At 61.2% G+C, this 23701-nt stretch carries 20 protein-coding genes and 3 tRNA genes; 6 read left to right on the top strand and 17 right to left on the bottom strand.

All coding sequences use genetic code 11. The features are described from left to right. Positions 1-9: 9 nt before the first annotated feature. Positions 10-852, bottom strand: coding sequence for a TIGR01777 family oxidoreductase (locus ACMO9O_RS10335; RefSeq protein WP_418983786.1), 843 nt, complete (start codon positions 850-852; stop codon positions 10-12). Further along, positions 849-1277, bottom strand: coding sequence for a pyrimidine dimer DNA glycosylase/endonuclease V (locus ACMO9O_RS10330; RefSeq protein WP_418983785.1), 429 nt, complete (start codon positions 1275-1277; stop codon positions 849-851). The genes ACMO9O_RS10335 and ACMO9O_RS10330 overlap by 4 nt, the downstream gene beginning before the upstream one ends. A 108-nt stretch (positions 1278-1385) precedes the next feature. Here ACMO9O_RS10330 and lepA point away from each other — a divergent pair, with 108 nt between their 5' ends. The 3 genes from lepA (at position 1386) to ACMO9O_RS10315 (ending at position 5223) form a co-directional block, all read left to right on the top strand. After that, a complete protein-coding gene (gene lepA, locus ACMO9O_RS10325) occupies positions 1386-3176 on the top strand; it encodes a translation elongation factor 4 (protein ID WP_418983784.1) in 1791 nt (596 codons plus the stop codon). Between the two features lie 3 nt (positions 3177-3179). Further along, the gene (locus ACMO9O_RS10320; RefSeq protein ID WP_418983783.1) at positions 3180-5087 is read left to right on the top strand and encodes an AMP-dependent synthetase/ligase; all 1908 of its coding nucleotides are present in this window, start codon (positions 3180-3182) and stop codon (positions 5085-5087) included. A 63-nt stretch (positions 5088-5150) separates the two neighbouring features. Continuing rightward, a tRNA-Gly gene (locus ACMO9O_RS10315) sits at positions 5151-5223 on the top strand. 488 nt (positions 5224-5711) lie between these two features. On the opposite strand, the gene ACMO9O_RS10310 is transcribed toward ACMO9O_RS10315, so the two are convergent. From ACMO9O_RS10310 to ACMO9O_RS10280, 7 genes are all read right to left on the bottom strand, one after another. Beyond that, entirely contained in the window at positions 5712-6488 is a 777-nt protein-coding gene (locus ACMO9O_RS10310; protein ID WP_418983782.1) for a S1/P1 nuclease, read from the bottom strand. Between the two features lie 43 nt (positions 6489-6531). Further along, positions 6532-8178, bottom strand: a complete 1647-nt coding sequence (rho, locus tag ACMO9O_RS10305) for a transcription termination factor Rho (protein ID WP_418983781.1) — start codon at positions 8176-8178, stop codon at positions 6532-6534. A 237-nt stretch (positions 8179-8415) separates the two neighbouring features. Then, positions 8416-9858 carry a thioredoxin-like domain-containing protein gene (locus ACMO9O_RS10300; protein WP_418983780.1) on the bottom strand — a complete coding sequence of 481 codons (1443 nt, stop codon included), beginning with the start codon at positions 9856-9858 and terminating at the stop codon, positions 8416-8418. Positions 9859-10000: 142 nt separating this feature from the next. Next, a tRNA-Leu gene (locus tag ACMO9O_RS10295) sits at positions 10001-10086 on the bottom strand. Positions 10087-10128: 42 nt separating this feature from the next. Beyond that, the gene (gene miaA, locus ACMO9O_RS10290; RefSeq protein ID WP_418983779.1) at positions 10129-11031 is read right to left on the bottom strand and encodes a tRNA (adenosine(37)-N6)-dimethylallyltransferase MiaA; all 903 of its coding nucleotides are present in this window, start codon (positions 11029-11031) and stop codon (positions 10129-10131) included. Next, positions 11024-11530: an IS1096 element passenger TnpR family protein gene (locus ACMO9O_RS10285; RefSeq protein WP_418983778.1), complete on the bottom strand. Its 507-nt coding sequence runs from the start codon at positions 11528-11530 to the stop codon at positions 11024-11026. Before ACMO9O_RS10285 ends, miaA begins: the two co-directional genes overlap by 8 nt. A 128-nt stretch (positions 11531-11658) precedes the next feature. Continuing rightward, a complete protein-coding gene (locus ACMO9O_RS10280; RefSeq protein ID WP_418983777.1) occupies positions 11659-12642 on the bottom strand; it encodes an acyl-CoA reductase in 984 nt (327 codons plus the stop codon). 91 nt (positions 12643-12733) lie between these two features. Here ACMO9O_RS10280 and ACMO9O_RS10275 point away from each other — a divergent pair, with 91 nt between their 5' ends. From ACMO9O_RS10275 to ACMO9O_RS10265, 3 genes are all read left to right on the top strand, one after another. Beyond that, the gene (locus ACMO9O_RS10275; RefSeq protein WP_418983776.1) at positions 12734-13336 is read left to right on the top strand and encodes a nitroreductase family protein; all 603 of its coding nucleotides are present in this window, start codon (positions 12734-12736) and stop codon (positions 13334-13336) included. A gap of 119 nt (positions 13337-13455) precedes the next feature. Beyond that, a tRNA-Gly gene (locus ACMO9O_RS10270) sits at positions 13456-13531 on the top strand. Positions 13532-13865: 334 nt separating this feature from the next. Continuing rightward, entirely contained in the window at positions 13866-15368 is a 1503-nt protein-coding gene (locus ACMO9O_RS10265; RefSeq protein ID WP_418983775.1) for a fibronectin type III domain-containing protein, read from the top strand. Positions 15369-15644: 276 nt separating this feature from the next. Here ACMO9O_RS10265 and ACMO9O_RS10260 read toward each other — a convergent pair whose 3' ends face one another. The 8 genes from ACMO9O_RS10260 to ACMO9O_RS10225 form a co-directional block, all read right to left on the bottom strand. Beyond that, entirely contained in the window at positions 15645-16772 is a 1128-nt protein-coding gene (locus ACMO9O_RS10260) for an aldo/keto reductase (RefSeq protein ID WP_418983774.1), read from the bottom strand. 1 nt (position 16773) lies between these two features. Next, positions 16774-17286, bottom strand: coding sequence for an ECF transporter S component (locus tag ACMO9O_RS10255; RefSeq protein ID WP_418983773.1), 513 nt, complete (start codon positions 17284-17286; stop codon positions 16774-16776). Position 17287: 1 nt separating this feature from the next. Then, a complete protein-coding gene (locus ACMO9O_RS10250; protein WP_418983772.1) occupies positions 17288-18400 on the bottom strand; it encodes an MBL fold metallo-hydrolase in 1113 nt (370 codons plus the stop codon). Positions 18401-18460: 60 nt separating this feature from the next. After that, positions 18461-18904 carry a DUF1893 domain-containing protein gene (locus ACMO9O_RS10245; RefSeq protein WP_418983771.1) on the bottom strand — a complete coding sequence of 148 codons (444 nt, stop codon included), beginning with the start codon at positions 18902-18904 and terminating at the stop codon, positions 18461-18463. A 10-nt stretch (positions 18905-18914) separates the two neighbouring features. Next, positions 18915-20063: an aldo/keto reductase gene (locus tag ACMO9O_RS10240; RefSeq protein WP_418983770.1), complete on the bottom strand. Its 1149-nt coding sequence runs from the start codon at positions 20061-20063 to the stop codon at positions 18915-18917. 111 nt (positions 20064-20174) lie between these two features. Beyond that, on the bottom strand, positions 20175-21545 hold the full coding sequence (locus ACMO9O_RS10235; RefSeq protein ID WP_418983769.1) for an aldo/keto reductase: 1371 nt from the start codon (positions 21543-21545) through the stop codon (positions 20175-20177). 66 nt (positions 21546-21611) lie between these two features. Then, a complete protein-coding gene (locus tag ACMO9O_RS10230; RefSeq protein ID WP_418983768.1) occupies positions 21612-23093 on the bottom strand; it encodes a 4Fe-4S binding protein in 1482 nt (493 codons plus the stop codon). Positions 23094-23106: 13 nt separating this feature from the next. After that, positions 23107-23646 (bottom strand): flavodoxin family protein, encoded by a 540-nt coding sequence (locus tag ACMO9O_RS10225; protein WP_418983767.1) that lies wholly within the window; start codon positions 23644-23646, stop codon positions 23107-23109. Positions 23647-23701 lie beyond the last annotated feature (55 nt).

Here is a 23701-nt window from a genome sequence, read left to right as displayed (position 1 = left end):
GGCCTGTGGTCAGATGCGCTGCAGAAAATCCCCGACCGTGGGCGATTCGAAGCGAAACCCCGCCCCGAGCAGCCGCAGCGGCACGGCACATTGTCCGCCGAGCACCACCGACGACGCTTCGCCCAGCGCCCACTTGATGGCGAACGCGGGCACGACGACCGAGAACCGGGTTCCGTAATGTCGGCCGACGGCGCGGATGAACTCCCGGAGCGATCCCATGCCGGGAGCCGTGAAGTTGAAAACCCCGTCCAGCTCTTTATGGAGGATCAGAAACTCCGCCGCCCGGACCAGATCGCGCAGGTCGATCCACGAAAAAGGCTGCGATCCGCCGCCCGGAACCGCGGCCACCCCGTAGCGGGCCGACCGCGCCAGCCGCGGGAATGCGCCGCCGTCGTCGGAGAGCACCACCCCGAAGCGGGCGATGACGCAGCGCACGCCGACCTTCCGCGCCTCCGTCTCCCACCGCTCGCACAACTCGGCCAGCAATCCCTGCCCCCGCTCGGGCGAAAACTCGTCGTAACACCCCACCGTAGGGTAGCAGCCCACTGCCGAAGCCGACAGAAAAGTCCGCGTCCGCTCGCTCCGGCCGACGGCTTCGACCAGCCGCCGCGTCACCTCGACACGGCTGGCCACCAGCTCCTCCCGGTAAGCACGGCTCCAGCGCCGGTCGATCGGCGCTCCGGCCAGATTGACCACCGCGTCGCACTCCGCCACCAGGTAGGCCAGCCGGTCGCGCTCCTCGTCGGTGAAATCGGCGCGGCCGAGAGCGACGACCTCGTGTCCCTTTTCCGTAAGATAGGCCGACAGATGGCTGCCGATGAAGCCCGACGCTCCGCTGATCGCTATTTTCATCTTTTTCGTTCCCATTTTTCGACCGCGCCCGCCCGGACCGTAAACAGCGGGTGAGGTTCGACGCCCTCCGTCCCCGCCAGCGCCTCGTACCGCTCCGGACAGCGCGTTTTGAATTTATCCATCAACATCCCGAATTCGTAATCCAGCTGTCCGCGCGTCACCCCGATCCGCACCCCGCACGGCTCGCCGACCTTCGACCGATCGAAGCGATAGCCCCTGCGGTCGGCTTCGCGCAGCAGTTCCGTAAGGTAGGCATCGACCGCCGCCACGGGATCGGCGCAGGCGCTGAAACGTTCGAGCTGCGGGTGACGCCGGTAGCCGACGGTCCTTCCCGCGAGCACGGCGCGGGCCAGCAACGCCTCGCGCCAGCAGGCCACCAGCCCCGGCGCATCGAGGTAGCGGGGATGTAACGACCACAGACGCAAACGGCTTTTTCGCCCCTCTACCGCAAACTGCGTGCAAATCGACTGCCGCGGCAGCGGGGCGTATATCCGAAATTTTTCGTATATTTGCGCATATTTTTATGCGACCCTATGAAAAACATCCGCAACTTCTGCATCATAGCCCATATCGACCACGGTAAATCCACGCTCGCCGACCGCCTGCTGGAAAAGACCAACACCTTGAACCAGCGCGAAATGCAGGCGCAGGTGCTCGATGATATGGAGCTTGAGCGCGAGAAGGGCATCACCATCAAGAGCCATGCGATCCAGATGGAGTACACGGCCCGCGACGGACAGCAATATACGCTCAACCTGATCGACACCCCGGGACACGTCGACTTCTCGTACGAGGTGTCGCGCGCCATCGCCTCGTGCGAGGGGGCGCTGCTGGTAGTCGACGCCACGCAGGGCATCCAGGCGCAGACGATCTCGAACCTCTATCTGGCCGTCGGGCACGACCTGGAGATCATCCCGGTGCTGAACAAGATCGACATGGATTCGGCCATGATCGACGAGGTGAAGGATCAGGTGATCGACCTGATCGGCTGCAAGGACGAGGATATTCTTCTGGCGTCGGGCAAGACGGGGCTGGGCGTGGAGGAGGTGCTCGAAGCGATCGTCCATCGTATTCCCGCGCCCGTGGGCGACGAGAACGCTCCGCTGCAGGCGCTCATTTTCGACTCGGTGTTCAACCCGTTCCGCGGCATCATCGCCTACTACCGCGTCTTCAACGGCACGCTGCGCAAGGGCGACCACGTGAAGTTCTTCAACACGGGCAGCGAGTACGACGCCGACGAGGTGGGCGTGCTCAAACTCAAGATGCAGCCGCGCCCCGAGATCAAGGCGGGCGACGTGGGCTACATCTGCTCGGGCATCAAGACCTCGGAGGACGTGAAGGTCGGCGACACGATCACCTCGGTGGCGAACCCCGCCCGGGAGGCGATCGCCGGCTTCGAGGACGTCAAGCCGATGGTCTTTGCGGGGGTCTATCCCGTCGAGGCGGACCAGTACGAGGACCTGCGCGCTTCGCTCGAAAAGCTCCAGCTCAACGACGCCTCGCTCACGTTCGAGCCCGAAAGTTCGCTGGCGCTCGGCTTCGGCTTCCGCTGCGGCTTCCTCGGCCTGCTGCACATGGAGATCATCCAGGAGCGGCTCTACCGCGAGTTCGACATGGACGTCATCACCACCGTGCCGAACGTCTCGTACCGCATCACCACCACGCAGGGCGATGTCCTGGAGGTGCACAACCCCTCGGGACTGCCCGAGATCACCCGCATCGACAAGATCGAGGAACCCTACATTCTGGCGCAGATCATCACCAAAGCCGAGTTTCTGGGCAACGTCATCAAGTTGTGCATCGACAAGCGCGGCGTGATGAAAAACCAGACTTTCATCACGCAGGACCGCGTGGAGGTCAATTTCGACATGCCCCTGTCGGAGATCGTCTTCGACTTCTACGACAAACTCAAAAGCATCTCCAAGGGCTACGCTTCGTTCGACTACCACCGCACGGGCTACCAGCCCTCGAAACTCGTCAAGCTGGACATTCTGCTCAACGGCGAGCCGGTCGACGCCCTCTCGTCGCTCACCTATACGGATCACGCCTACGACTTCGGCCGCAAGATGTGCGAGAAACTCAAGGAGCTGATCCCGCGCCAGCAGTTCGACATCGCCATCCAGGCCGCCATCGGGGCCAAGATCATCGCCCGCGAGACGGTCAAGGCCGTGCGCAAGGACGTGACGGCCAAGTGTTACGGCGGCGACATCTCCCGCAAGCGCAAGCTGCTCGAAAAGCAGAAGAAAGGCAAGAAACGCATGCGCCAGATCGGCAACGTAGAAGTTCCGCAGTCGGCTTTCCTCGCCGTATTGAAAATGGATTGAGCCATGAAAAAGACCATCATCGACCTGTTCGAGACGTCCGTCGAAAAGTACGGCAGGAAAACCTTCCTGCTCGAAAAACGGCATCGCAAATTCGAACCCACTTCCTACGCCGAAACCCGCGAACAGGCCCTCGAGGTGGGGGCGGGCCTCGCTTCGCTGGGCATCCGGCCCGGCGACAAGGTGGCCATCCTGGCCGAGGGGAGCAACGCCTGGATCATCTCCGAGCTGGGCATGTTCTACGCCGGAGCCGTCAGCGTACCGCTCTCCATCAAGCTCGAAGAGTCGAACGACCTGCTCTTCCGCCTGCGCCATGCGGAGGTCCGGGCGCTCTTCGTGTCGAAACAGCAGCTTCCCAAGATCCGCCGCATCCGCGCCGAACTGCCCGCCGTCGAGCAGATCATCGTGCTGGGTCACATTCCGCTCGAAAAGGGCGAAACAGCCTACGGCACGCTCAAACGCTTCGGCCGCGAATACCTCGCCGCGCACCGCGACGAGTTTCTGCGGATCGGGCAGGCCATCCAAAACGACGACTACGCCACGATCACCTACACCTCGGGGACCACGTCCGACCCGAAGGGCGTCGTGCTGACGCACCGCAACTACACGGCCAACGTCGAACAGTCGATCTCGCGCATCGACATTCCGTCCTACTACCGCACGCTCATCATCCTGCCGCTGGACCACTGCTTCGCCCACGTCGTCGGCTTCTACATCATGATCGCCTGCGGCGCTTCGGTCGCCACCGTGCAGATCGGCGCAACGCCGATGGAGACGCTCAAGAACATTCCGCAGAACATCCGCGAGGTGCGGCCGCACTTCCTCCTGTCGGTTCCGGCGCTGGCCAAGAACTTCCGCCGGAGCATCGAAAGTTCGGTCCGCGCGCAGGGACGCGCCGCAGAGGCGCTTTTCCACCTGGGTTTGCGCACAGCCTACGCCTACAACCGCGACGGATACAGCAAGGGCAAAGGGTGGCGCGTGGTGCTCAAACCCGCCGTGGCGCTCTTCGACGCGCTGCTGTTCCGCAAGGTGCGGCAGGCTTTCGGCGGCAGCCTTAAGTTCTTCGTCGGGGGCGGTGCGCTGCTCGACGCCGAGCTGCAGCGCTTCTACTACGCCATCGGCATCCCGATGTTCCAGGGTTACGGCCTTTCGGAGGCAACGCCCGTCATCTCGACCAATTCGCCCAAATACCACTGGCATCGGTTCGGTTCGTCGGGCAAGGTGCTCGTACCGCTCGATCTGAAGATCGTCGATGAGGCGGGCCATGAACTCCCGCGCGGCGAGAAGGGCGAAATCGTCGTCCGCGGCGAGAACGTCATGGCCGGCTATTGGAAGAATCCCTCGGCAACTGCCGATACGCTGCGCGACGGCTGGCTCCACACGGGCGACATGGGCTACCTCTCCGAGGACGACTTCCTCTACGTGCTGGGGCGTTTCAAGAGCCTTTTGATCGCCTCGGACGGCGAGAAATACAGCCCGGAGGGGATGGAAGAGGCGATCGTCGACAAGTCACCCTACATCGACCAGATTCTGATTCACAACAACCAGTCGCCCTTCACGGCCGCGATCGTGGTCCCCAACCGCGAAGCGCTCTGCCGCGAGCTGGACAGCCGCGGGGCAGCGGGTCCCGCGCGTGCGGCCGCCGCTGCCGGGCTGCTCGGCGCAGAGATCGACCGCTACCGGGCCGGAGGACCCTTTGCCGGGGAGTTCCCCGAGCGCTGGCTGCCTGCCGGGCTGGCCATCGTCGAAGAACCGTTTACCGAACAGAACGGACTGGTCAACAGTACGATGAAGGTCGTGCGCACGAAGGTGGAGGAGCATTTCCGCCGGCGTCTGGATTACCTCTATACGCCCGAAGGCAAGAGCCTGACGAATCCCGAAAACCTCGCTTCGCTGAAAAAAATCGTCGGATGAAGCGATTTTCGTCCCTGAATGCTTGAAAAATAAAAAAAGCGAAGTATCTTTGTACTCCGTAATGCGGAAATAGCTCAGTCGGTAGAGCATCAGCTTCCCAAGCTGAGGGTCGCGGGTTCGAATCCCGTTTTCCGCTCACGAGGTCCCTTTCGAGGGACCTTTTCATTATTGGCAATCTCTTATAAAATTTGATTAACATTTTTTGTAACTAAAAAGATGCTTCATTCGATTAGCACGGGATTTGGGTGAAACGGTCAAGTGGGATCACAATCGAAAGTATTATCATGTTACAAGATCTTGTGAAAGACAAATAAATACTATCACTCTTAGATTCTCCTGATATACGAAATCGGTATGCAATTTTAATAAGACTTTCAAAGGAAAGCCTTCGGCCGGCCTGATTCTATAGAGCTGTATAAAAACAAAACCCCTTCCGAAATCGGAAGGGGTTTTCACACACAAACTCACAATACAAAATATGGCTGAACATATTCCACTGTTTCGTATGCAAAGATCGTGTAAAACCGGGTAAGCCGCAATCGCAATATGCAGGTATTTTCACCTGCGCCGGATCACGGCAAACAGGTAGCGGCGTCACTCAGCGTCACTCGACGCCACCCGGCGCTACTCGCCGTCGTAAATCTCATTCAGCAGGCGGGCCAGTCGGTAGCCGCCGCGCAGGAACTGCCGCTCGATCACGGGGGCGGACTGGTCCACGTAGTCGTAGGAAATCTTCGTTCCCTCGGGCGTCTGGGCATATATCCGCTGACAGATGGCCAGCGATTCGGCCAGCCAGTCGGCCGGCTCTCCGGCCTGCATGCGCGCCGCTTCGTCCTCGTCCAAACGGTCGATCTGCTCGCGCCACTCGGTATAGCTCCACTTGTGCGCCGCCTCGGGAATCGCCGTGTCCCAGGCCGAATGCAGGTTGGTCTGTCGTCCGAACATCAGCACCGGACGCTGGTTGCCGCCCAGGTCCGAAAGACGCCCCAGATGCATCGGGCAGTGCATGTCCCCGACCAGATGGATCAGCATCTTGAGTTGCAGCGCCTCCTCGTCGGGCGTCATTCCGCCCGCCTTGAGTTTTGCGACGATCGACGTGACGGCGGTCAAAATGTCGCCCTTGGGATTCTTCGGCATCGTCTCCAGCGTCTCGCCTTCATCGACGTTGAGGTAATGCCACGTACGGGTATAGTCGTACTCAGGGGTGTGGCTGGCCACGTCGAGCCAGTTGGCGTAGTAGACCGGCGAGTGACCGCCGAGCACCTTGTCGATTTTGCGGGCGGCTTCGGGGGTAAGGTGACATTCTGCGATGTAGACCGTCACGTCGTGCCCCTTCTGCCCCCAGCCGTATGCGCCGCGGATGCAGCACAGGCAGGCCAGTATGACCAATAGATTTCTCATGCGGGATTTATTCGGTTCGGTTGATCGTTCGAAAGGGTAAGCGTCAGTGGTTCATCGTGGCGAGGAACTCTTCGTTGCTCTCCGTCAGGCTCATCTGTTTCTGGAGGAACTCCATCGCTTCTACGGGGTTCATGTCGGAAAGGTATTTGCGCAGCACCCATGTGCGGTTCATCACCTCGCGCGAGAGAAGCAGGTCTTCGCGGCGCGTACCCGATGCGATCACGTCGACGGCGGGGTAGACGCGCTTGTTGGCCAGCTTGCGGTCCAGCTGCAGCTCCATGTTGCCCGTTCCCTTGAACTCCTCGAAGATCACTTCGTCCATCTTCGACCCGGTGTCGATGAGCGCCGTGGCGATGATCGTCAGCGAACCCTTCTCCTCCGTATTGCGGGCCGCGCCGAAGAAGCGCTTGGGCTTGTGGAGCGCGTTGGCGTCCACACCGCCCGAGAGCACCTTGCCCGAAGCGGGCTGCACGGAGTTGTAGGCGCGCGCCAGACGGGTGATCGAATCGAGGAAGATGATCACGTCGTGGCCGCATTCGACCATGCGTTTGGCCTTGTCCAGCACCATTTCGGCCACCTTCACATGGCGCGACGCCTGTTCGTCGAAGGTCGACGCCACCACCTCGGCCTTCACGTTGCGCGCCATCTCGGTCACCTCCTCCGGGCGCTCGTCGATCAGCAGCACGATCATGTATACCTCGGGATGGTTGTCGGCGATGGCGTTGGCGATCGACTGCAAGAGCATCGTCTTACCCGTCTTGGGCTGGGCGACGATCAGCGCGCGCTGCCCCTTGCCGATGGGCGAGAAGAGGTCGACGACGCGCGTCGAAAGGTTGTTGTGACCGTTGCCCGTCAGGCAGAACTTCTCGCTCGGGAAGAGCGGGGTCATGTATTCGAACTGAACCCGGTCGCGGATATATTCGGGGGCCAGGCCGTTGATTTCGTTCACGCGCACCAGCGGGAAATACTTCTCGCCCTCTTTCGGAGGCCGGATCGCACCGCTGACCGTATCGCCCGGCTTGAGGCCGAAGAGCTTGATCTGCGAGGGCGAGACATAGATGTCGTCGGGCGAGTTGAGGTAGTTGTAGTCGGCCGAGCGGAGGAATCCGTAACCGTCGGGCATCACCTCCAGCACGCCTTCGCCCTCGATCTCGCCGGCGAAATCGTCCTTGGTGATGACCTCCTCCCGCTCCGTCTGCTTCGGCTCCGCAGCGGGGGCATGGCCGGCCGACGGCTCCTCCTGCGGCTGCGGCTGCGTCAGCGCCTTGGGCTTGCGGCCGCGGCGCTTCGGCTCCTTCTGCGGCTCGGCCGAAACCTGAGCGGGGGCGTCCTGCACGGTCGCAGGCTCCGATCCCTCGTCCCCGGACGGCAAGGACGGCAGCTCCCGAGACGCCTCCTCGGGAAACTCCGCTTCCGCAGCAGCCTCGCGGAACAACGGTGCGGCCTGGGCCGCAGGCTCCGACTTCGACAGGCGGGGACGCCGTCCGCGGGGCGCTTTGCCCGGTGCAACGACGGTTTCGGGGACCGTATCTTCGGTTTGCTGTTCGGCAGGGGCTTCGGACGAGGCCCCTCCGGTAATCTTTTCGATCAGTTCGCGCTTCTTCACCATGACATTCTCGATGCCGAGCGCTTTTGCGATTTCACGCAATTCCGCAAGGCTTTTCCCTTTGAGCGCATTCGAATCCTGCATAGAATATTTGTTCAGTGTGATTTTCGACCGCCGGACGGTCGTCCGGCTCTTTGAAATTTCGCTTGCAAAGATAGTGCATTATTTTGAATTTCAAAACAAAAATCGACCGTACGGCCGCCGCCTGCCCGCTATCTTTCCTGTTTAACGCGAACGAAGGTCATTTATTGCCCGCCCGCGCAAGGCCGTGCCTCTAAAAAAGCCTCCCGAGGGTTCGGGAGGCTTCGGTCGGCGTTCCGGTCAATGCAGCCGCTCCACCAGGCGCCGGAGATCGGCCAGCGAATATTCGACGGGACGCGGAGCGTCCGAGCTGAGAATCCGATGCTCTCGGTCGAGCAGGATATAGCGGGGAATGCTCTTTATTTCGAAATAGGTGCACAGCGGCGAATCGAACTCCCCGGAAACGAGGTAGGAGTTCTCCACCACCTTGTATTGATCGGCCGCCTTGCGCCAGGCGTCGGCATCCTCGTCGAGCGACAGGCAGACGTAGGCGACGCCCTCCTCCTCGAGGTATTCACGCGCTTCGGCCGACCGCATGATATCCATGATGCACCCGACACACCAGCTCGACCAGAAATCGAGGTAGACGGGCTGCCCGTCGAAACGGGCGAGCACCTCGGCAAGGGTCTCTTCCCGTGCGCCGTCGTACGAAAGCAGCATCACGCTGTCCACCTCAACGGGAAGCGCCTCGTCGCACCGGGCGTAGAACCGCGCGGCCCGGTCGATATAATCCAGCAGGACCGTATCGGCGATCGTACGGTGCGCCCGGTCGATCGCCGCTTCCAACTGCGGCTTGTAGGCGGGCAGCTCCTCTCCGGCGTAGTAGCCGATCATCAGCGCCGTGAGGTGGTCGCGCAGCCGGCGCGGCGCTTTGCGGATCCCGGCGTATACCGCATCGAAATTGGCGGTGGGATCGGCGACCGCATGTTTGACGTACTTGTGGAGCAGCGCCGACACGTAGGCGGGCGACCCGGCCACCGATTGCGGAATCTCCACCTCCTCCAAGTAATCGGCGGGCACTTCCGAATCGGGATTTTTGTCCAGCGCGAAGCACAGGTCGTTATACCGGCCGATCGCAAAAAGCGCCTCGGAGCGGTCGAGGTATTCCGGCGAGAGCGTCATCCGCATCCTGCAACTGTCCAGAAACTCGCGCTTGCGCCGATAATATTCCGTCACGTCGGCTTTGTACCGCATCAGGTCGCCCGCTTCCACCTTCGGCTGGTCCTTGTACGGAAAAGCGTCCTGCAGCAGTCGGTCGCAGCGGTTGTCCTCATAGCGCGCCTCCGCCAGGGCGGGCTTCAGGCTCGCAAAACCCCGGAAGGTGGTGCTGTCGGTTACGCTGAGCAGTTCGAGCGAATCGCCCGGCAGCAGCAGGAAACTTTCGCTCAGGGCCATCTTCACCGTGGAATCGCATACGGGCATGACCATCACCGTCGTCGGACGGTCGATCTCCAGACTGATCACTGCCTGCCCGTCGCGGTAATCGGCGTTGGACACCTTTTCCGTCGGGGAGAATTTACCGTAGGGGAAGCGGCTGTTCGAGGTAATCTGATAGGAGGGAAGGCGCTGCCGGAGGGTGTCCACCGAGCAGTAAATGTAGGTCTTGCGTAAAGGTGCGGTCTTCCGGCCGCACCCTGCCGGGATTATCACCCACATCAAACCGAGGAAAAGAAGTTTTTTCATAGGCGCACGAAGTTAGCGAGTTAGATAGCATAAAGATAAGTAAAATTTCTGCGCTTCGATCCAATTGTCCTAAAAATTTAGTAGTTTTTAGGCCGGGGTGCAAAAAAAGACGGATACTCCTCAGGGGGCATCCGTCGTTGCGTACTCGGAGCGGGAATCGAACCCGCACGACCATTACTGGTCACAGGATTTTAAGTCCGGCGTGTCTACCTATTCCACCATCCGAGCAGCATTCCCCGAAGCGGGGACGGCGGCAAAAGTAAGAAAATTTTACGACTTGCCAAAATCTGCGTATTCGATGATCGCCGCATCGTCGTCGGGCGCGAACCACCGGATTTCCGGATCGCGGCCAAACCAGGTCAGCTGCCGCTTGGCGTAGCGGCGCGAGTTGCGCTTGATCAACGCCACCGCCTCCTCACGGCTGATCCGTCCGTCGAAATACTCGAACAGCTCGCGGTAGCCGACCGTTTGCAGAGCATTGAGCGCGCGGAACGGGTAGAGCGCCCGTGCTTCGGCCTCCAGCCCCGCGGCCATCATGGCATCGACCCGGCGGTCGATCCGTGCGTACAGCACTTCGCGGGGTAGCTTCACGCCGATCTTGACTGTCTCGAAATCGCGTTTGCGGCGCGTTCCCGTGCGCAACGCAGAGTAGGGGCGTCCGGTTTGCAGACAGACCTCCAGCGCCCGCATCACGCGCGCCGGATTGCGCCGGTCGACACGCTGGTAATAATCTGGATCGAGCGTCCGCAGCCTCTCCGCAAGCGCGTCCACTCCGCGGGTTTCCAATTTGGCGGCCAGCTCGGCCCGCAGCGCCGCATCGGCCTGCGGCAGATCGTCCATGCCCTCGCACAACGCCCGCACGTAAAGTCCCGAGCCGCCGACGGCAACCACGCAGTCGTGCCGCGCGAACAACTCCCCGAGCCGGGCAAGCGCCTGCACTTCGTACGCGCCGCAGCTCAAATTATCCTTTATGTCATGAGAGGCAATAAAATGATGTTCAACAGCTTCCAATTGCTCACGGGTCGGCTGCGCCGTACCGATCGGCATCCCGCGGTACACCTGCCGCGAGTCGGTCGAAAGAATCGGCGCCCGGTAGTGCAGGGCGAGGCGGATGCTCAGGTCGGTTTTTCCCGAACCCGTCGGTCCGACGACGACCAGCAGCCGCTTATTCATCGTCGTAGCTCTCGTCGCCTTCGAAATCGTTGAATTCGCCCATCACTTCGTCGAAGATCGAGCCGTCGTCATCGGCACGCTTCGACGGATCGTACTGGTCGGGGGCGTCGGCCCGAGCGAAGATCTCCCGCGGGTAGTCGGCTTTCGGATCGGCCTCGTAAGCGCCCGTCAGCTCCAGGTAGTAGGCCCGGTCGCCGAACAGGTCGAAGAGGTAGATCAGCCGGTCGCGGTTGTTGTGGATGATCTGCCCGAGCGTCACGCGCTCCATGGCCTGCGGGCCCTCCGCCTCGTCGCTGTCCATCTCCATCGAGGTGAACTCGCGCTGTCGCTCCCAACGGTCGTCAGCCGTAAAGAAAGAGGCCATGCAAGGCTCGTACTCGAGCGATTCGAGCAGAAAATTATGGAAGTCCAACAGCGTCGTATCGTACATCACCTCGTAATCGCGCACGAAGTTGTCGTTTTCGTCGCTGAGCATGCGGAATCGGAAAACCATCGACATGGCAGTAGTGTTTTAAGTCTATGCGCAAAGACAGTGCAAGCCGTATGCAGAATCGAGCGTCAGCCGGAATTATGTGCAGGCGCAGCCTGTCTAAGCAAAGTTTACTGAAGCAAATATAATACTTTTTGTCAATTCAGCGCCGCAAGAAACCCGATTACATCCCGCTCGTCGGGATAATCCGTCAATGCGGGCGATTGTGCCCGGCCGAAGGCAGCCCGGCGGTTGTGCGAAAAGCACTCCGTCACGACGCATTGCAATTCGGCATCGTGCACCCCGAGCCAGGCCGTCACCTCCTCCAACGAACGATACCGGGCGACGGACACCTCGCTGAGCGCCGCCGGAAACTCCCGCTGTTCGACCAGCACGGCGGCTCCCAGGTCGACGAACGGCCGCCCGGTCATCTCCAGCAGGGCACGCGTCTGGCGGTAATTGTTGCGGTACTTTTCATTCACCGGCGGCATCTCCAGCCGCAGGTCGTATCCCTCCGGCACAAAGAGCAGCGAGACGCTGCGGCATCCCAGCCCCGAATAGGTCCAGATGTCATCGGCAAGTCCCGCCAGTTGTTCGGGCGTCTCACGGCCCGACAGCACCGCAACGGAGTGCCGGTTGCCCCGCAGCAACGCGGGAATGTCCGCATAGCGGGTTCGAAAGTAGCGGTTGGCGCTCTCTCCGCCGGTAGCGATCACCGCATCGACCGACGAGGTTCCGTCGTATAGCTCCGCCCGGATCTCCGGGTCCAGCTGCCGCAGTTCCGACAGGATAAATTCCGTCAGCACGCTGTCCTTGCCCGAGGGCTTCACCAGGCAGCGGTGGCCGCTCGCCACCACGCACAGCAGGTCGAAGAACCCGACAAGCGGGATATTCCCGGCCATCACGACCAGCACGCGCCGCGGCCGGGCGACAGGAACGGGGTAGCGGGCCAGCCAGGTGCGCAGCCGATCCCCGCACAGCATCTCTTCCGCGAGCGTCCGCACCGCCCGGTTGATCTCACCGGGGGTAAACCAGCCGTTGACGCGGCAGGCGCGCTCCGTTAGGGCACGCGTATATTCGTCGCAGCCGAATCGGCTCAGCCGGCTGCCCAATGCGGCAAAGAGTTCGATCGCATCTTTCATGGCGACAAAGATAAGGTTTTCGGAGGGGATGACGGAACAATTTCTTCGAAGTTGTGCTATTTTTGTAGCATACGAAGAAAAACACCTGATCATGGAGCGGAATTTCAAGGAGGCGCTGCGGCATCGTCGCAGCTATTACGACCTGTCGGCCGAGTCGCCCGTCGACGATGCGCAGATCGAACAAATCGTCCGGTTCGCCGTCAAGCACATCCCGTCGGCTTTCAATTCGCAGTCCACCCGGCTGGTCCTGCTGCTGCACGAACATCACGCGGCCCTTTGGAAGATCGTCAAACGCACCTTGCAGGCGATCGTTTCCGTGGAGGACTTTCCGCGCACGGAGGAAAAGATCGACCGCTGCTTCGCATCGGGCTGCGGAACGGTGCTCTTCTTCGAGGATACGGCCGAAGTGCGCCAGCTGCAGAAGAATTTCCCGCTCTATGCCGGCAATTTTCCGGTCTGGTCCGAACACACCTCGGCCATGCACCAGCTGGCCGTGTGGACCATGCTCGAAGACGTCGGGTTCGGCGCCTCGCTGCAGCACTACAACCCGCTTATCGACAAGGAGGTGCGCGAGCGGTGGAGCCTGCCTGCCGACTGGCGGCTGATCGCCCAGATGCCATTCGGCATGCCGGCCGGAGACCCGGGCGAGAAGACGTTCAAACCGCTGGAAAGCCGGATCAGAATCTTCAAATAGACGCACCCGGCACGGGTTTTCGGCAGGGTTCGTGTAAAAATCGTGCACTTTCCGCGCAAAAAATTTGGAGATCCGGAATTTTTACCTACCTTTGCACTCGCAATTACGAATCATGCCTTGCGGAAATAGCTCAGTTGGTAGAGCGCAACCTTGCCAAGGTTGAGGTCGCGGGTCCGAGTCCCGTTTTCCGCTCCATTTAAAAGACCGATAATCAAATGATTATCGGTCTTTTCTTTTGTCTGCCGCGTCTTACATAAGCCCTTTCTGTCCCCCCCCCTAAAATCGTCATTTTGCGATACAGCGTAAGATAAAAAAACTTTGCAGCGCACCTATGCCGTTCCTGCTTCGTTCCCGACCGTACATAGCAAGTGAAGTTCTTCCGATCCTGAGAGCAGGCGGCGATAACGTAAAAAGTTTTTTTCGTGCAAGTTTTGATTCGTGGCAAAATTTATTTAAATTTACCGTCGAATACGTTTCCTCCCCTGTGAACGGCTGTTTCGAGTAAAAACCCTTTTAAAAGATTTGGCCCATGAAACAACTTCGCTATTTTCTGTGTCTGGCATTGATTCCCGCTCTCTTCGCGTGCAGCGACGACGATTCTGCCTCGAACGAATCCGCACGGCCCGACCAAATTCCCCCCCCCCAGCATTTGACCGCAAGCGTAACGCCTGAATCGGCTACGGTGAGCTGGGATGCGGTCGCCGAAGCCAAATGCTATTCCTACACACTGGACGGGGGCGAGGAGGTCTATACGACCGCCACGTCGGTCACTTTCGACCCGCTCGCACCCGAGAGCAGCCACACGTTCCGTGTTAAAGCTGTATCGGGCGATCTGAGCAAACGGACGGATTCCGACTGGGCGCAGTGCACCTTCACTACCACCGCAAAACCCGTCCCGGTCTTCGAGATCAGCATCGACAAGGTGACCTTCTCCAACGTCGAGGTGACCGTGACACCTGCCGATCCCTCGATGACCTATTTCTGCAACATCATTCCCAAGTCCGATTACGATTCGTTCGGTTCGCCCGAGCAGCTCATGCAGCAGCAGGTAGCGCTCATCGCGCAACTGGCTGAAGCCAACGAATACACCTTCGAAGCCTATTGCAAGGCGATGCAGCTGATCCATTCGGGCGTGAACAGGTTCGAAGCCGACAAACTCATTCCGGATACCGATTATGTGGAGTTCGTCTTCGGACTGAGCTACAACGCAGAAATTACGACGGGCATTGTCACCGAGTCGCTGCACACGGAGCAGGAGCCGAAGGTGAAGCCGTCGGACATGACCTTCACGTTCGAGATGAAGGACGTGACGGATATCAGCGCTTCGGTGCAGATCACTCCCTCGCGCGACGACGAGTGGTATTTCTGCTTCTTCGTGGAGAAAGGCAACCTAAGCGCCCTGGGTGACGCCGGAGTTATCGACGTTTGCCTGGAAGACCTGAACGAACATATTTCGAGTTCCGACTACGAGACCGTGATCCCGGAACAGTGCCACAAGGGAGCCTTCCTCTACAGTTACGGCGAGCTGGAGCCCAACCACGAGTATGTGGGATTCGCTTTCGGCGTCGGCAAACAGGGACTTAACGCCGCGGCTTCGACCCGCCTGTTCAAAACCGAACCTTTCATGACCCGCGACAAGGAGCAGAGCGACGATCCGATCCGCATCGAGGTCATCAATTTCGGCATCACCGGTACGGAGATCAAGTTCATCCCGACGCCCGAAGCCAATCCTTTCCGCTGCGAGCTGACGACGCTGGATACTTTCGCCGGAATGAGCGACGAGGAGATTCTCAAGAAGGATATGGAAAATCTTTGGAAGGACTCGGGCGAATATTATGTCTGGAGCCTGTGCACGGGCGATTTCACGCTTACGCGAATTAACGAACTGAAGCCCGATACGGACTATATCGCCTATGCCTACGGCCTGAGCGAATCGAAATTCGAAGCGACCTCCCGTCTTTGCAAGAAGATTCTCCATACGCCTGCGGCCACCCCCGCAAGCGCCGCCCTGCGCCGCCTTGTAAAGCGGTAGGGGAGTACATTCCACCGCAAGGGGACGGCTGAGGGGAGCCGTCCCTTTTTTATGTGACCTGTCGCATTCGGCGGGCCATGCGGACCGCTTCTGCGCGAAGTATTACAGCTTTGGCCCTGCATCCACCGCTCCCGAAACGGAAAGAGCCATGCGGGCTGTCTTTACCGCTTTTTACTACCGCCCGAACATCCCTGCCACAACTCATACCGACGCAACAGGGCGCAGCCGGTTGACGGCTGCGCCCTATTGCACGTGAAGAAGAGAGCGCGGAAGTGCCTACTCCTCTGCGACCTCGAAAGTCTCCGCGACCTTTTTCAGATAGTCGACGATCGGGAGGTGCTGCGGACAGCTCCGCTCGCATTTGCGGCACGCGATGCAGGCAGAGGCCTTTCCGTTGGACTGCGTAAGGTTGTTGTAGTAGACCCCCTGAATGGAGAATCCCGCATTGAGCGACTGTTTGTCGGCGTTGTAAAGCGCGAAATACTCGGGAATGGCGATATGCTCGGGACAGCCGGCCACGCAGTAGCGGCACGCCGTGCACGGGATGGCGATCGAGGCGTTCAAGAGCTGCACGGCCTCGGCGATCGTCGCCCGCTCCCGGCTGTCGAGCGGCTCGAACCGCTGCATGTAGGAGGTGTTGTCGAGCAACTGTTCCAGCGACGACATGCCGCTGAGCACCATCATCACCCCGTCCAAGCTCGCGGCGTAGCGGATGGCCCACGAGGCGGGCGACAGGTCGGGCCGCACCTTGCGGAAGAGCCTCTCGACCGCCTCGGGAACACGGGCCAGCGCACCGCCCTTGACCGGTTCCATCACCACAACCTGCTTGCCGTGGCGCTGCGCCACCTCGTAACATTTGCGCGACTGGATGCTCTCGTTGTCCCAGTCGAGGTAGTTGAGCTGCAACTGGACGAACTCCGTCTCGGGGTGCGCCGTCAGGATCTCGTCGAGCAGCGCGGCACTGTCGTGAAACGAAAAACCGATGTGCCGGATCCGCCCCTCGGCCTTCTTGCGGGCCACGAACGCGAAGCTGTCGAAGCGCTGCACTTTGCGGTAGTTGAAGACATTGAGGTTGTGGAGCAGGTAGTAGTCGAAATAGTCGACGCCGCACTTTTCGAGCTGTTCGTCGAAAATCCGCTCCTGATCCCCCTCCTTTTCCAGAAACATCGTGGGCAGTTTGGTCGCCAGCGTGAAGCGGTCGCGGGCGTGACGCTTCACCAGCGCCTCGCGCACGATACACTCGCTCAGCGACTCATGGTACATATAGGCCGTATCGAAGTAGGTGAATCCCCGTTCGATGAACGTGTCGACCATCCGCTCGACCTGCTGCGTGTCCACCTTGGCGAAGTCGTCGGGATCGGTGAGCGGCAGGCGCATGCAGCCGAATCCTAATTTCCCTGCCATATCACTTGCGTATCAAAAGGTTGATAACCGCCCAGCCGCCCACTACCTGAAAGAGCATGCCGGGAAATCCGATCCGGAAATCCTGCACGGCAGCCTGCAAGTCGCCGATGAAAGCCCACTCGCCGAGCGTGCCGACGACCTGATAGGCCAGCACCACCGCGGCCAGCAGGACGAGCGAAGCCCGGCGGAACCGTGCAGCGGCCCAGCCCGCAAAGAGTGCCAGCAGCACCGATTTGAGCAGGATCGCCGGAAGCGCCGCCGCGAGCGGCATACCGAACAGGGCCGTATTGGCCAGCGGCGACACGACAGCGGTCAGCAGTCCGACGCGCCAGCCGTATTTGTAGGCGCCGACCAGGGTGAAGAAGTAAATCGGCAGCCACGTCGGACCGCCCAGGTGCACCGTGTGACAGAGCTGCGGCAGGGCGATATTTCCCAGCACGAAGAGCGCCGCCGTCCAATAGGTTTTCGCCGCTTTATACTCCAGCGAATAGAGTTTCACAATTGTCGTTTGCATCTTATAACGATTTAATAGTTGTTTCGGTTTGTCGCGGTTCGATCGGCAGTATCTGACCGATCTGCGGCATCAGGACGCATAGCGACTCCTCTTCGGCCACCCTCCGGGCGTTCCGCAGCGGTTCGTCCCACGCATGCCGCGCGAGGGCATATTTGGAGTGGTGGACCGTAAGCACACACTTCGCGCCCAACTCTTCGGCCGCCCGGCCCAACTGTCCGGGCAGCGTATGGATATACCGCCAGTCCGCGTTATACTGGCCGTTCTCGAGTATCGCCAGCTCGATCCCCGGGAAGCATCGGCCGATCCGGGCGAAATGGTCGCCGTAGCCGCCGTCCCCGCCGATAAAGAACCGCTGCACGGGCGACTCGACGAGGAACGACGCCCACAGGGTGCGGTTCGCCCGCAGCCCCCGGCCCGAAAAGTGGCGGGCCGGAAGACACCGGATCGAGAATTCCTCCTCCAAGAGGGCCTCCTCGTCCCAGTCCAGCTCGACGATCCGCTGCGGATCGAAACCCCAGTACTCGAAGTGCTCGCCCACGCCGAGCGGACAGATCACCCGTCCGATCCGCGCTTTCAGCCGCAGGACGGTCCGGTAGTCGAGGTGGTCCCAATGGTCGTGCGTGATTACGAGATAGTCGATGTCGGGCATATCGTCCGGCGTATAAACATCCGTTCCGGCAAAGGGCCGGTTGAGCAGCGGAAGCGGCGCGGCCCGGCAAAACACCGGATCGACCAACAGCCGTTTCCCGCCCGTTTGGATCAGGTAGGAGGAGTGACCGAACCAGACGAGCAGTTCCTGCGAGGGATCGAGCGACCGAAGATCGCTCTTCACGACCTGTATCGGCGTTTCGGGGCGCAGCCGCTCGGGTTTCTTCCGGAATAGAAAGCCCAGCATGGCACGCACGCGCCCCTGCCCGGAGGTCATCAGCGTTGTCGGCTGGCAGTTGCGGAACTCCCCGTCCCTGTAATTGGGCGAGCGCTCGATGCGCTGCTGCCGTTCGCCGCGGGGCAGCCGACCGAAAGCGGGCGTATGGAGGAACGCGGCGCCGGCCCCCGTCAGAAGGAGCACACCGAGCAGGATGGAGAGTATTACGATCATGGTACGCTTCAGCATCGCTTGAATTTTCAGGTTGTCAGCGGTCACAGTAATTATGCCGCCCAACAATCGGCCGCTTTATCGGCCGATCGTTTGCAGGAACTCCCCGATCCGTTCCAGACACTCCTCGGGCGTTTCCAGCGCATAGCAGCGCATCTCCAGCGGACACCAGCCCGTCTGCGTGCGGTTGATGATGTGGGGCACTTCCTCGCCGCACGCGGCCTCGGTCCCCGCCCGGCGGAAAAGCTCCCGCGCGGGCGTGCTCATCACCGCGGCATACACGGCATCGACACCCCCGAGAATCATCAGCGCCGCCGCAGCCTTGCCCACGACCTTGTCCGCCACGAAAGCCCCGCGCAGAAACTCCGGCTCCTCGCGCAGCAGCCGATAAAGATCCTTCACACCGCGTTCCCGGAAAATCCGGCTGTCGCTCCCGTTGCAGATCACGCACGAGCATCGCTCCGCGAACAGCCGGTCGATGGCCCACTGCCGCTCTTCGGCACTCAAACTACTCTTCGACATATCGTATCTTCTAATATCCGAACCGTTCCGCGGCCCGACGCATCGCATCGACGATCTTCACCCCGAACGGGCAGCGCGTCTGGCAGCCGCCGCAGGCGACGCACTCCGAAGCGTGGTGCGCCAGCGCCCGGTAGTGTTCGCGCACCGTCTCGGGCACTTCGCCCTGCGCCACGGTCAGGTTGTAGAACTTGTTGACCGCAGCCACGTCGATACCCGCCGTGCAGGGTGCGCAGTGACCGCAGTACATGCAGTGCCCCTGCCAGGAGAACTTCTCCAGCCCCGTCATCACCGAAGCATAATCCCGCTCGGCGGCAGAGGCATCGCACCAGGCGACCGCCGCGTCGATCTCCGCACAACTGCGGCAGCCGACCATCACTGCGGCCACGGCCGGGCGGGTGAGGGCGTATTCGAGGCATTGAACGGGGGTCATCGCCCGTCCGAACGGCGAATTGTCGGCGCTCAGCAGGTCGCCGCCGCCGTAGGCTTTCATCACGTCGATGCCCACGCCCATGCTTTCGCACAGTTCGTACAGCCGCTCGCGCGCCGGGTCGAGGTTGTGCAGCGTGTGGGCATAACTCTCGTCGGCCCAGAGTTTTTCGACCTCCTCGTCGGGCGGTTGCAGGTCGTAACAGGGGTTGACCGAGAACATCAGCACCTCGATCAGTCCCGTTTCGACGGCCATCCGCGCCACGACGGGGTTGTGGCTGCTCAGTCCGATATGGCGAATCCGTCCCTCCACCCTGAGCCGCTGAGCGATGCGGATGATCTCGCCGTCGAACACCGTGCGGAAGTCCGCTTCGGAATCGACGTAGTGGATCATCCCCACGTCGAGGTAGTCGGTACGCAGCTGCCGCAGCTGCTCGTCGAACGAACGGAGCGTCTTCTGTACATCGCGCGTGCGCAGGTACTGTCCGTTCTCCCAGGCCGTGCACAGGTGGCCCTGAATGACGAACCGCTCGCGCCGTCCGTCGAGCGCCGCCCCGATATTGGTCCGCAGCTCGGGATTCGAGGAGTAGATGTCGATAAAGTTGATACCCAGCCCGATGGCATGGTCCAGATCGGCCTTCACCTCCGCGGCCGCCTTCTGCATGAAGCCCTCGCAGCCCAGCGCCACCGCGCTCACGCGCAGCCCGGTATGGCCCAGTTCTCTGAATTTCATCTGCATATTCGCTTTTCCTGGGACAAAATTACCGGAAATTTTCATTACCGCCTATCTCCTCTCCGGTTTTATTTACCCCGATTACGGTTTTTGCCGGGAGTGTGACAGCCCTTAGAGCGTCTCCCGTTTGAGCTGTTCGACGAAGTGATCGATCCGCGCCATCTGCTGCGGGATGCGGATATGCTGCGGACAATGTTCCACACACTTCTCGCAGCCGATGCAGCGGCTCGCCTGACGCAGCTTGGGCACGCTGCGGTCGTACCCGACCAGGAACGCCCGGCGCGCCTCCCGGTAGCGGGCATCCTGCCGGTCGCGTGGCACGTTGCCCTCGTTCACGCAGCGGTTGTAATGCCTGAAAATCGCCGGAATATCCAGCCCGTAGGGGCAGGGCATGCAATAATTGCAGTCGGTGCAGGGGACGGTGGGGTATTGCAGCAGCCGCTGCGCCGTGTCCTCCAGCAGTTCGAACTCCCCGTCCGTAAGCGGTTCGAGCGGCGAAAAGGTGCGGATATTGTCCTGCAAATGGTCCAGATAGGTCATGCCGCTCAATACGGTCAGCACCCCCGGCCGCGAACCGGCGAACCGGAACGCCCACGATGCGGCGCTCTGCTGGGGACGCCGCTCCTTGAGCCGCCCGACCAGATGGTCGTTCAGCGCGGCCAGCCGTCCGCCCAGCAGCGGCTCCATGACCACGGCCGGAATCCCGCGCCGCTGTAGCTCGCCGTAGAGGTATTCGGCATTCACGTTGCGCTCCGAGGCGTGTTTCCAGTCGACGTAATTCAGCTGAATCTGCACGAAGTCCCACTTCACGTCCATCGCCAGCAGATAGTCGAAGACCGCCACGTCGCCGTGAAACGACCAGCCCAGGTTGCGGATGCGCCCCGCTTCGCGTTCGCGGAGCAGGAAGTCGAGCATGCCGTTGTCGATAAAACGCTCGCGGAAGGTCTCGATTCCGCGGCCGCCGCCCACCGAGTGCAGCAGGTAGTAGTCGATCCAATCGACCTGCAGCTCGGCGAACGAACGGCGGTACATGGCCAGCGAATTTTCGCGCGTGGGGTTCGAGAAGTTCGAGAGCTTCGTGGCGATGAAAAACTCCTCGCGCCGATGCCGTTTGAGCGCAATGCCCGTCGAGCGTTCGGAAAACCCCTGCAGGTAGACGGGCGCGGTGTCGAAGTAGTTGACCCCGTGGGCGATCGCATAGTCGACCAGTTCGTCGACCGCCTGCTGGTCGATCGGGTTTCCGTCGGCGGCGGGCTTCTCGAGCTGCGGCCAGCGCATGCAGCCGTAGCCTAAGAGCGACACCCGGTCGCCCGAGGTCGGGGCGGTGCGGCAGGTCATCCGATCCGTCGGAACCTCCTCGCGGGCCGCGGCCGGTCCACCGCCTCGGGGTCCGCAGCCGTACAACGCCGCCGCGGTGGCGGCCGTTCCGGCTCCGAACAGTTTGAGAAACTCCCTACGGTCTATTTTCTTCTTCTCTTTCATGGATTATTCATGGTTGCCGATCGGACTGTTGTCGCTCGCGGTCGCATCTGGTCGTCGATACTGCTTCTATACGGTGCGGTGGACCGCATGGCCTTCGACGTAGATGGCGCTGAACGGACGAACCGGGCAGAGGTTCTCGCAAGCCCCGCAACCGATACAGCGCGCTTCGTTCACGGCGGGAATCCGCAGCGAAGAGGGGTCGTCGGGGTTCATCGGAACCAGATGGATCGCCGCCGCGGGACAATGACGGGCACAACTCGTACACTTCACCCCGTCGGTCACCACCAGACAGTTCGCGCGCACCCAGACGGCACGACCAATCTGCACGGAGGATTTCTCCCCGACCGTGATCGGCCGGATCGCCCCCGTCGGGCACACCTCCGAGCACCGTACGCACTCGGGACGGCAGTAGCCGCGTTCGTACGACATTTCGGGCCGCATAAGCGTCATCAGCCCCGCCGAAGGGCGCAGCACCTGATTGGGACATGCGGAGACACACAACTGGCACGCGGTGCAGTGGGCGGCCAGGTTGCGTGCACCGAGCGATCCGGGTGGGGTCAGCGGCACGCTGCGGTCGGGAATCTTCTTGTCCTCGATCAGCGCCAGCCCGCCGTCGACCTTCATCTGCTGCGCCCGCACGGCCGAGCCGACGAACAGCCCGGCCACGACAAGAAACCGACGGCGAGCAGCGTCGATCTTCGGCCCCTCGTCTGCGGCCGGCGCGCTTTTCGGGCGCCGCAGCGAGTAGGTGATGGCCCCCTGCCGACAGCTTTCGAGGCAGTCCATGCACGCCACGCAACGGCTGTAATCGATCCGGTGCGCCACGGGGTCGATGCACGAGGCTTTGCAGCTGCGCGAGCAGAGTTTGCAGCCGTTGCATTTCGAAACATCGAAGCGGGGTTTGAACAGCGAGAAGCGCGACAGCAGGCCCAACACCGTCCCCACCGGGCAGACCGTGTTGCACCAGGTGCGTCCGCCGCGCCAGGCGAGAAACGCCACCAAAACGAACGTTACTGCGGCAATCAGCAGCGTCACGCCGCTGCGCAGCCACACTTCGACCGGATAGAACGCGTAGGAGCCGATGCGTTCCGCGCCCCAGGCCAGCAGGTTGTTGCCCGCCTGATAGATAGGGGCGAAGAGGTTTACGGCAATCCGCCCGTAAGCGCTGTACGGAGCCACCAAAGCGGCCAACTGGCCGATCCCCGCCGCCATCAAAACGATGAAAAGCACTAACATCCCGTAGCGCAGCCACCTGCGCTCGGGCGTGTAGCCGAAACGGAAACGTTTCCGCTTCCCGGCGGCCCATGACACCACGTCCTGCATCACCCCCAGCGGGCAGACGACCGAGCAGTAGACGCGGCCGAAGAGCAGCGTCAGCAGCACCAGCACGACCACGACCGCAGCATTCGCCGCCAGCACGGCGGGCAGCAGCTGCACGCGCGCCATCCACCCGAACCACGCATGCAGCGTACCCGAAAAATCGAGCAGCAGCAAGGTGACAAGTCCGAAGAAGATGACGGCGGCGACAATGCGTATACGTCTCAGCATCAATAAAAGGTTTTTATGCGTTGCGGCCCATCGCATAGGCCTCGCCCATCGCGGGCATCCCTACGATCTCGCCCGCCTGCCAGGCCCCCACGCCGTAGATCACGCCCCGCTCCTGCGGCTGCTCCAGACAGTTTAGAAAGCCGCGGAAGCACTCCACCGTGCGCTGCATCATCCCGATACTCCGCTCGGCCGCCGTGAGGATGAAGTAGAACTCCTTGCCGCTCATTTCCAGATAGCGGGCGCAGCAACGGTCGATCAGGGTCTTCATTTGGCCGCTGAGCGAGTAGAAATAGACCGGCGTGGCCATCACGATCACGTCCGCTGCAACCATCTTCTCCAAAATGCCCGCAGCGTCGTCCCGCTGCGGACAGGGGTGTTCCCCGTTGTAGCAGCGGCCGCAGCCCGTGCAGTAGTGAATGTCGAAATCCTTCAAAAAGAGCTTCTCCGCCTCGTGCCCGGCCTCGCAGGCCCCCGCCAGAAAGCGGTCGCACAACAGGTCGGAGTTGCCGCCGCGGCGCGGGCTGGAGGAGAGGATCACAATTTTCTTTGCCATAGTGGTCGAATCGTTTTATGCAGAAAGGGGTCGGAACCGATGTCTGCAAAGTTAA

Source organism: Alistipes sp. (assembly GCF_048465635.1).
GTDB lineage: Bacteria > Bacteroidota > Bacteroidia > Bacteroidales > Rikenellaceae > Alistipes.
This window is presented reverse-complemented; position numbering and strand designations above follow the sequence as displayed.

What these genes read in the sequence shown, in the direction of transcription:
- ACMO9O_RS10335 (WP_418983786.1), bottom strand. Translation starts at nt 852, where the DNA reads ATGAAAATAGCGATCAGCGGAGCGTCGGGCTTCATCGGCAGCCATCTG.
- lepA (WP_418983784.1), top strand. Translation starts at nt 1,386, where the DNA reads ATGAAAAACATCCGCAACTTCTGCATCATAGCCCATATCGACCACGGT.
- ACMO9O_RS10320 (WP_418983783.1), top strand. Translation starts at nt 3,180, where the DNA reads ATGAAAAAGACCATCATCGACCTGTTCGAGACGTCCGTCGAAAAGTAC.
- ACMO9O_RS10310 (WP_418983782.1), bottom strand. Translation starts at nt 6,488, where the DNA reads ATGAGAAATCTATTGGTCATACTGGCCTGCCTGTGCTGCATCCGCGGC.
- rho (WP_418983781.1), bottom strand. Translation starts at nt 8,178, where the DNA reads ATGCAGGATTCGAATGCGCTCAAAGGGAAAAGCCTTGCGGAATTGCGT.
- ACMO9O_RS10300 (WP_418983780.1), bottom strand. Translation starts at nt 9,858, where the DNA reads ATGAAAAAACTTCTTTTCCTCGGTTTGATGTGGGTGATAATCCCGGCA.
- miaA (WP_418983779.1), bottom strand. Translation starts at nt 11,031, where the DNA reads ATGAATAAGCGGCTGCTGGTCGTCGTCGGACCGACGGGTTCGGGAAAA.
- ACMO9O_RS10285 (WP_418983778.1), bottom strand. Translation starts at nt 11,530, where the DNA reads ATGTCGATGGTTTTCCGATTCCGCATGCTCAGCGACGAAAACGACAAC.
- ACMO9O_RS10280 (WP_418983777.1), bottom strand. Translation starts at nt 12,642, where the DNA reads ATGAAAGATGCGATCGAACTCTTTGCCGCATTGGGCAGCCGGCTGAGC.
- ACMO9O_RS10275 (WP_418983776.1), top strand. Translation starts at nt 12,734, where the DNA reads ATGGAGCGGAATTTCAAGGAGGCGCTGCGGCATCGTCGCAGCTATTAC.
- ACMO9O_RS10265 (WP_418983775.1), top strand. Translation starts at nt 13,866, where the DNA reads ATGAAACAACTTCGCTATTTTCTGTGTCTGGCATTGATTCCCGCTCTC.
- ACMO9O_RS10260 (WP_418983774.1), bottom strand. Translation starts at nt 16,772, where the DNA reads ATGGCAGGGAAATTAGGATTCGGCTGCATGCGCCTGCCGCTCACCGAT.
- ACMO9O_RS10255 (WP_418983773.1), bottom strand. Translation starts at nt 17,286, where the DNA reads ATGCAAACGACAATTGTGAAACTCTATTCGCTGGAGTATAAAGCGGCG.
- ACMO9O_RS10250 (WP_418983772.1), bottom strand. Translation starts at nt 18,400, where the DNA reads ATGCTGAAGCGTACCATGATCGTAATACTCTCCATCCTGCTCGGTGTG.
- ACMO9O_RS10245 (WP_418983771.1), bottom strand. Translation starts at nt 18,904, where the DNA reads ATGTCGAAGAGTAGTTTGAGTGCCGAAGAGCGGCAGTGGGCCATCGAC.
- ACMO9O_RS10240 (WP_418983770.1), bottom strand. Translation starts at nt 20,063, where the DNA reads ATGAAATTCAGAGAACTGGGCCATACCGGGCTGCGCGTGAGCGCGGTG.
- ACMO9O_RS10235 (WP_418983769.1), bottom strand. Translation starts at nt 21,545, where the DNA reads ATGAAAGAGAAGAAGAAAATAGACCGTAGGGAGTTTCTCAAACTGTTC.
- ACMO9O_RS10230 (WP_418983768.1), bottom strand. Translation starts at nt 23,093, where the DNA reads ATGCTGAGACGTATACGCATTGTCGCCGCCGTCATCTTCTTCGGACTT.
- ACMO9O_RS10225 (WP_418983767.1), bottom strand. Translation starts at nt 23,646, where the DNA reads ATGGCAAAGAAAATTGTGATCCTCTCCTCCAGCCCGCGCCGCGGCGGC.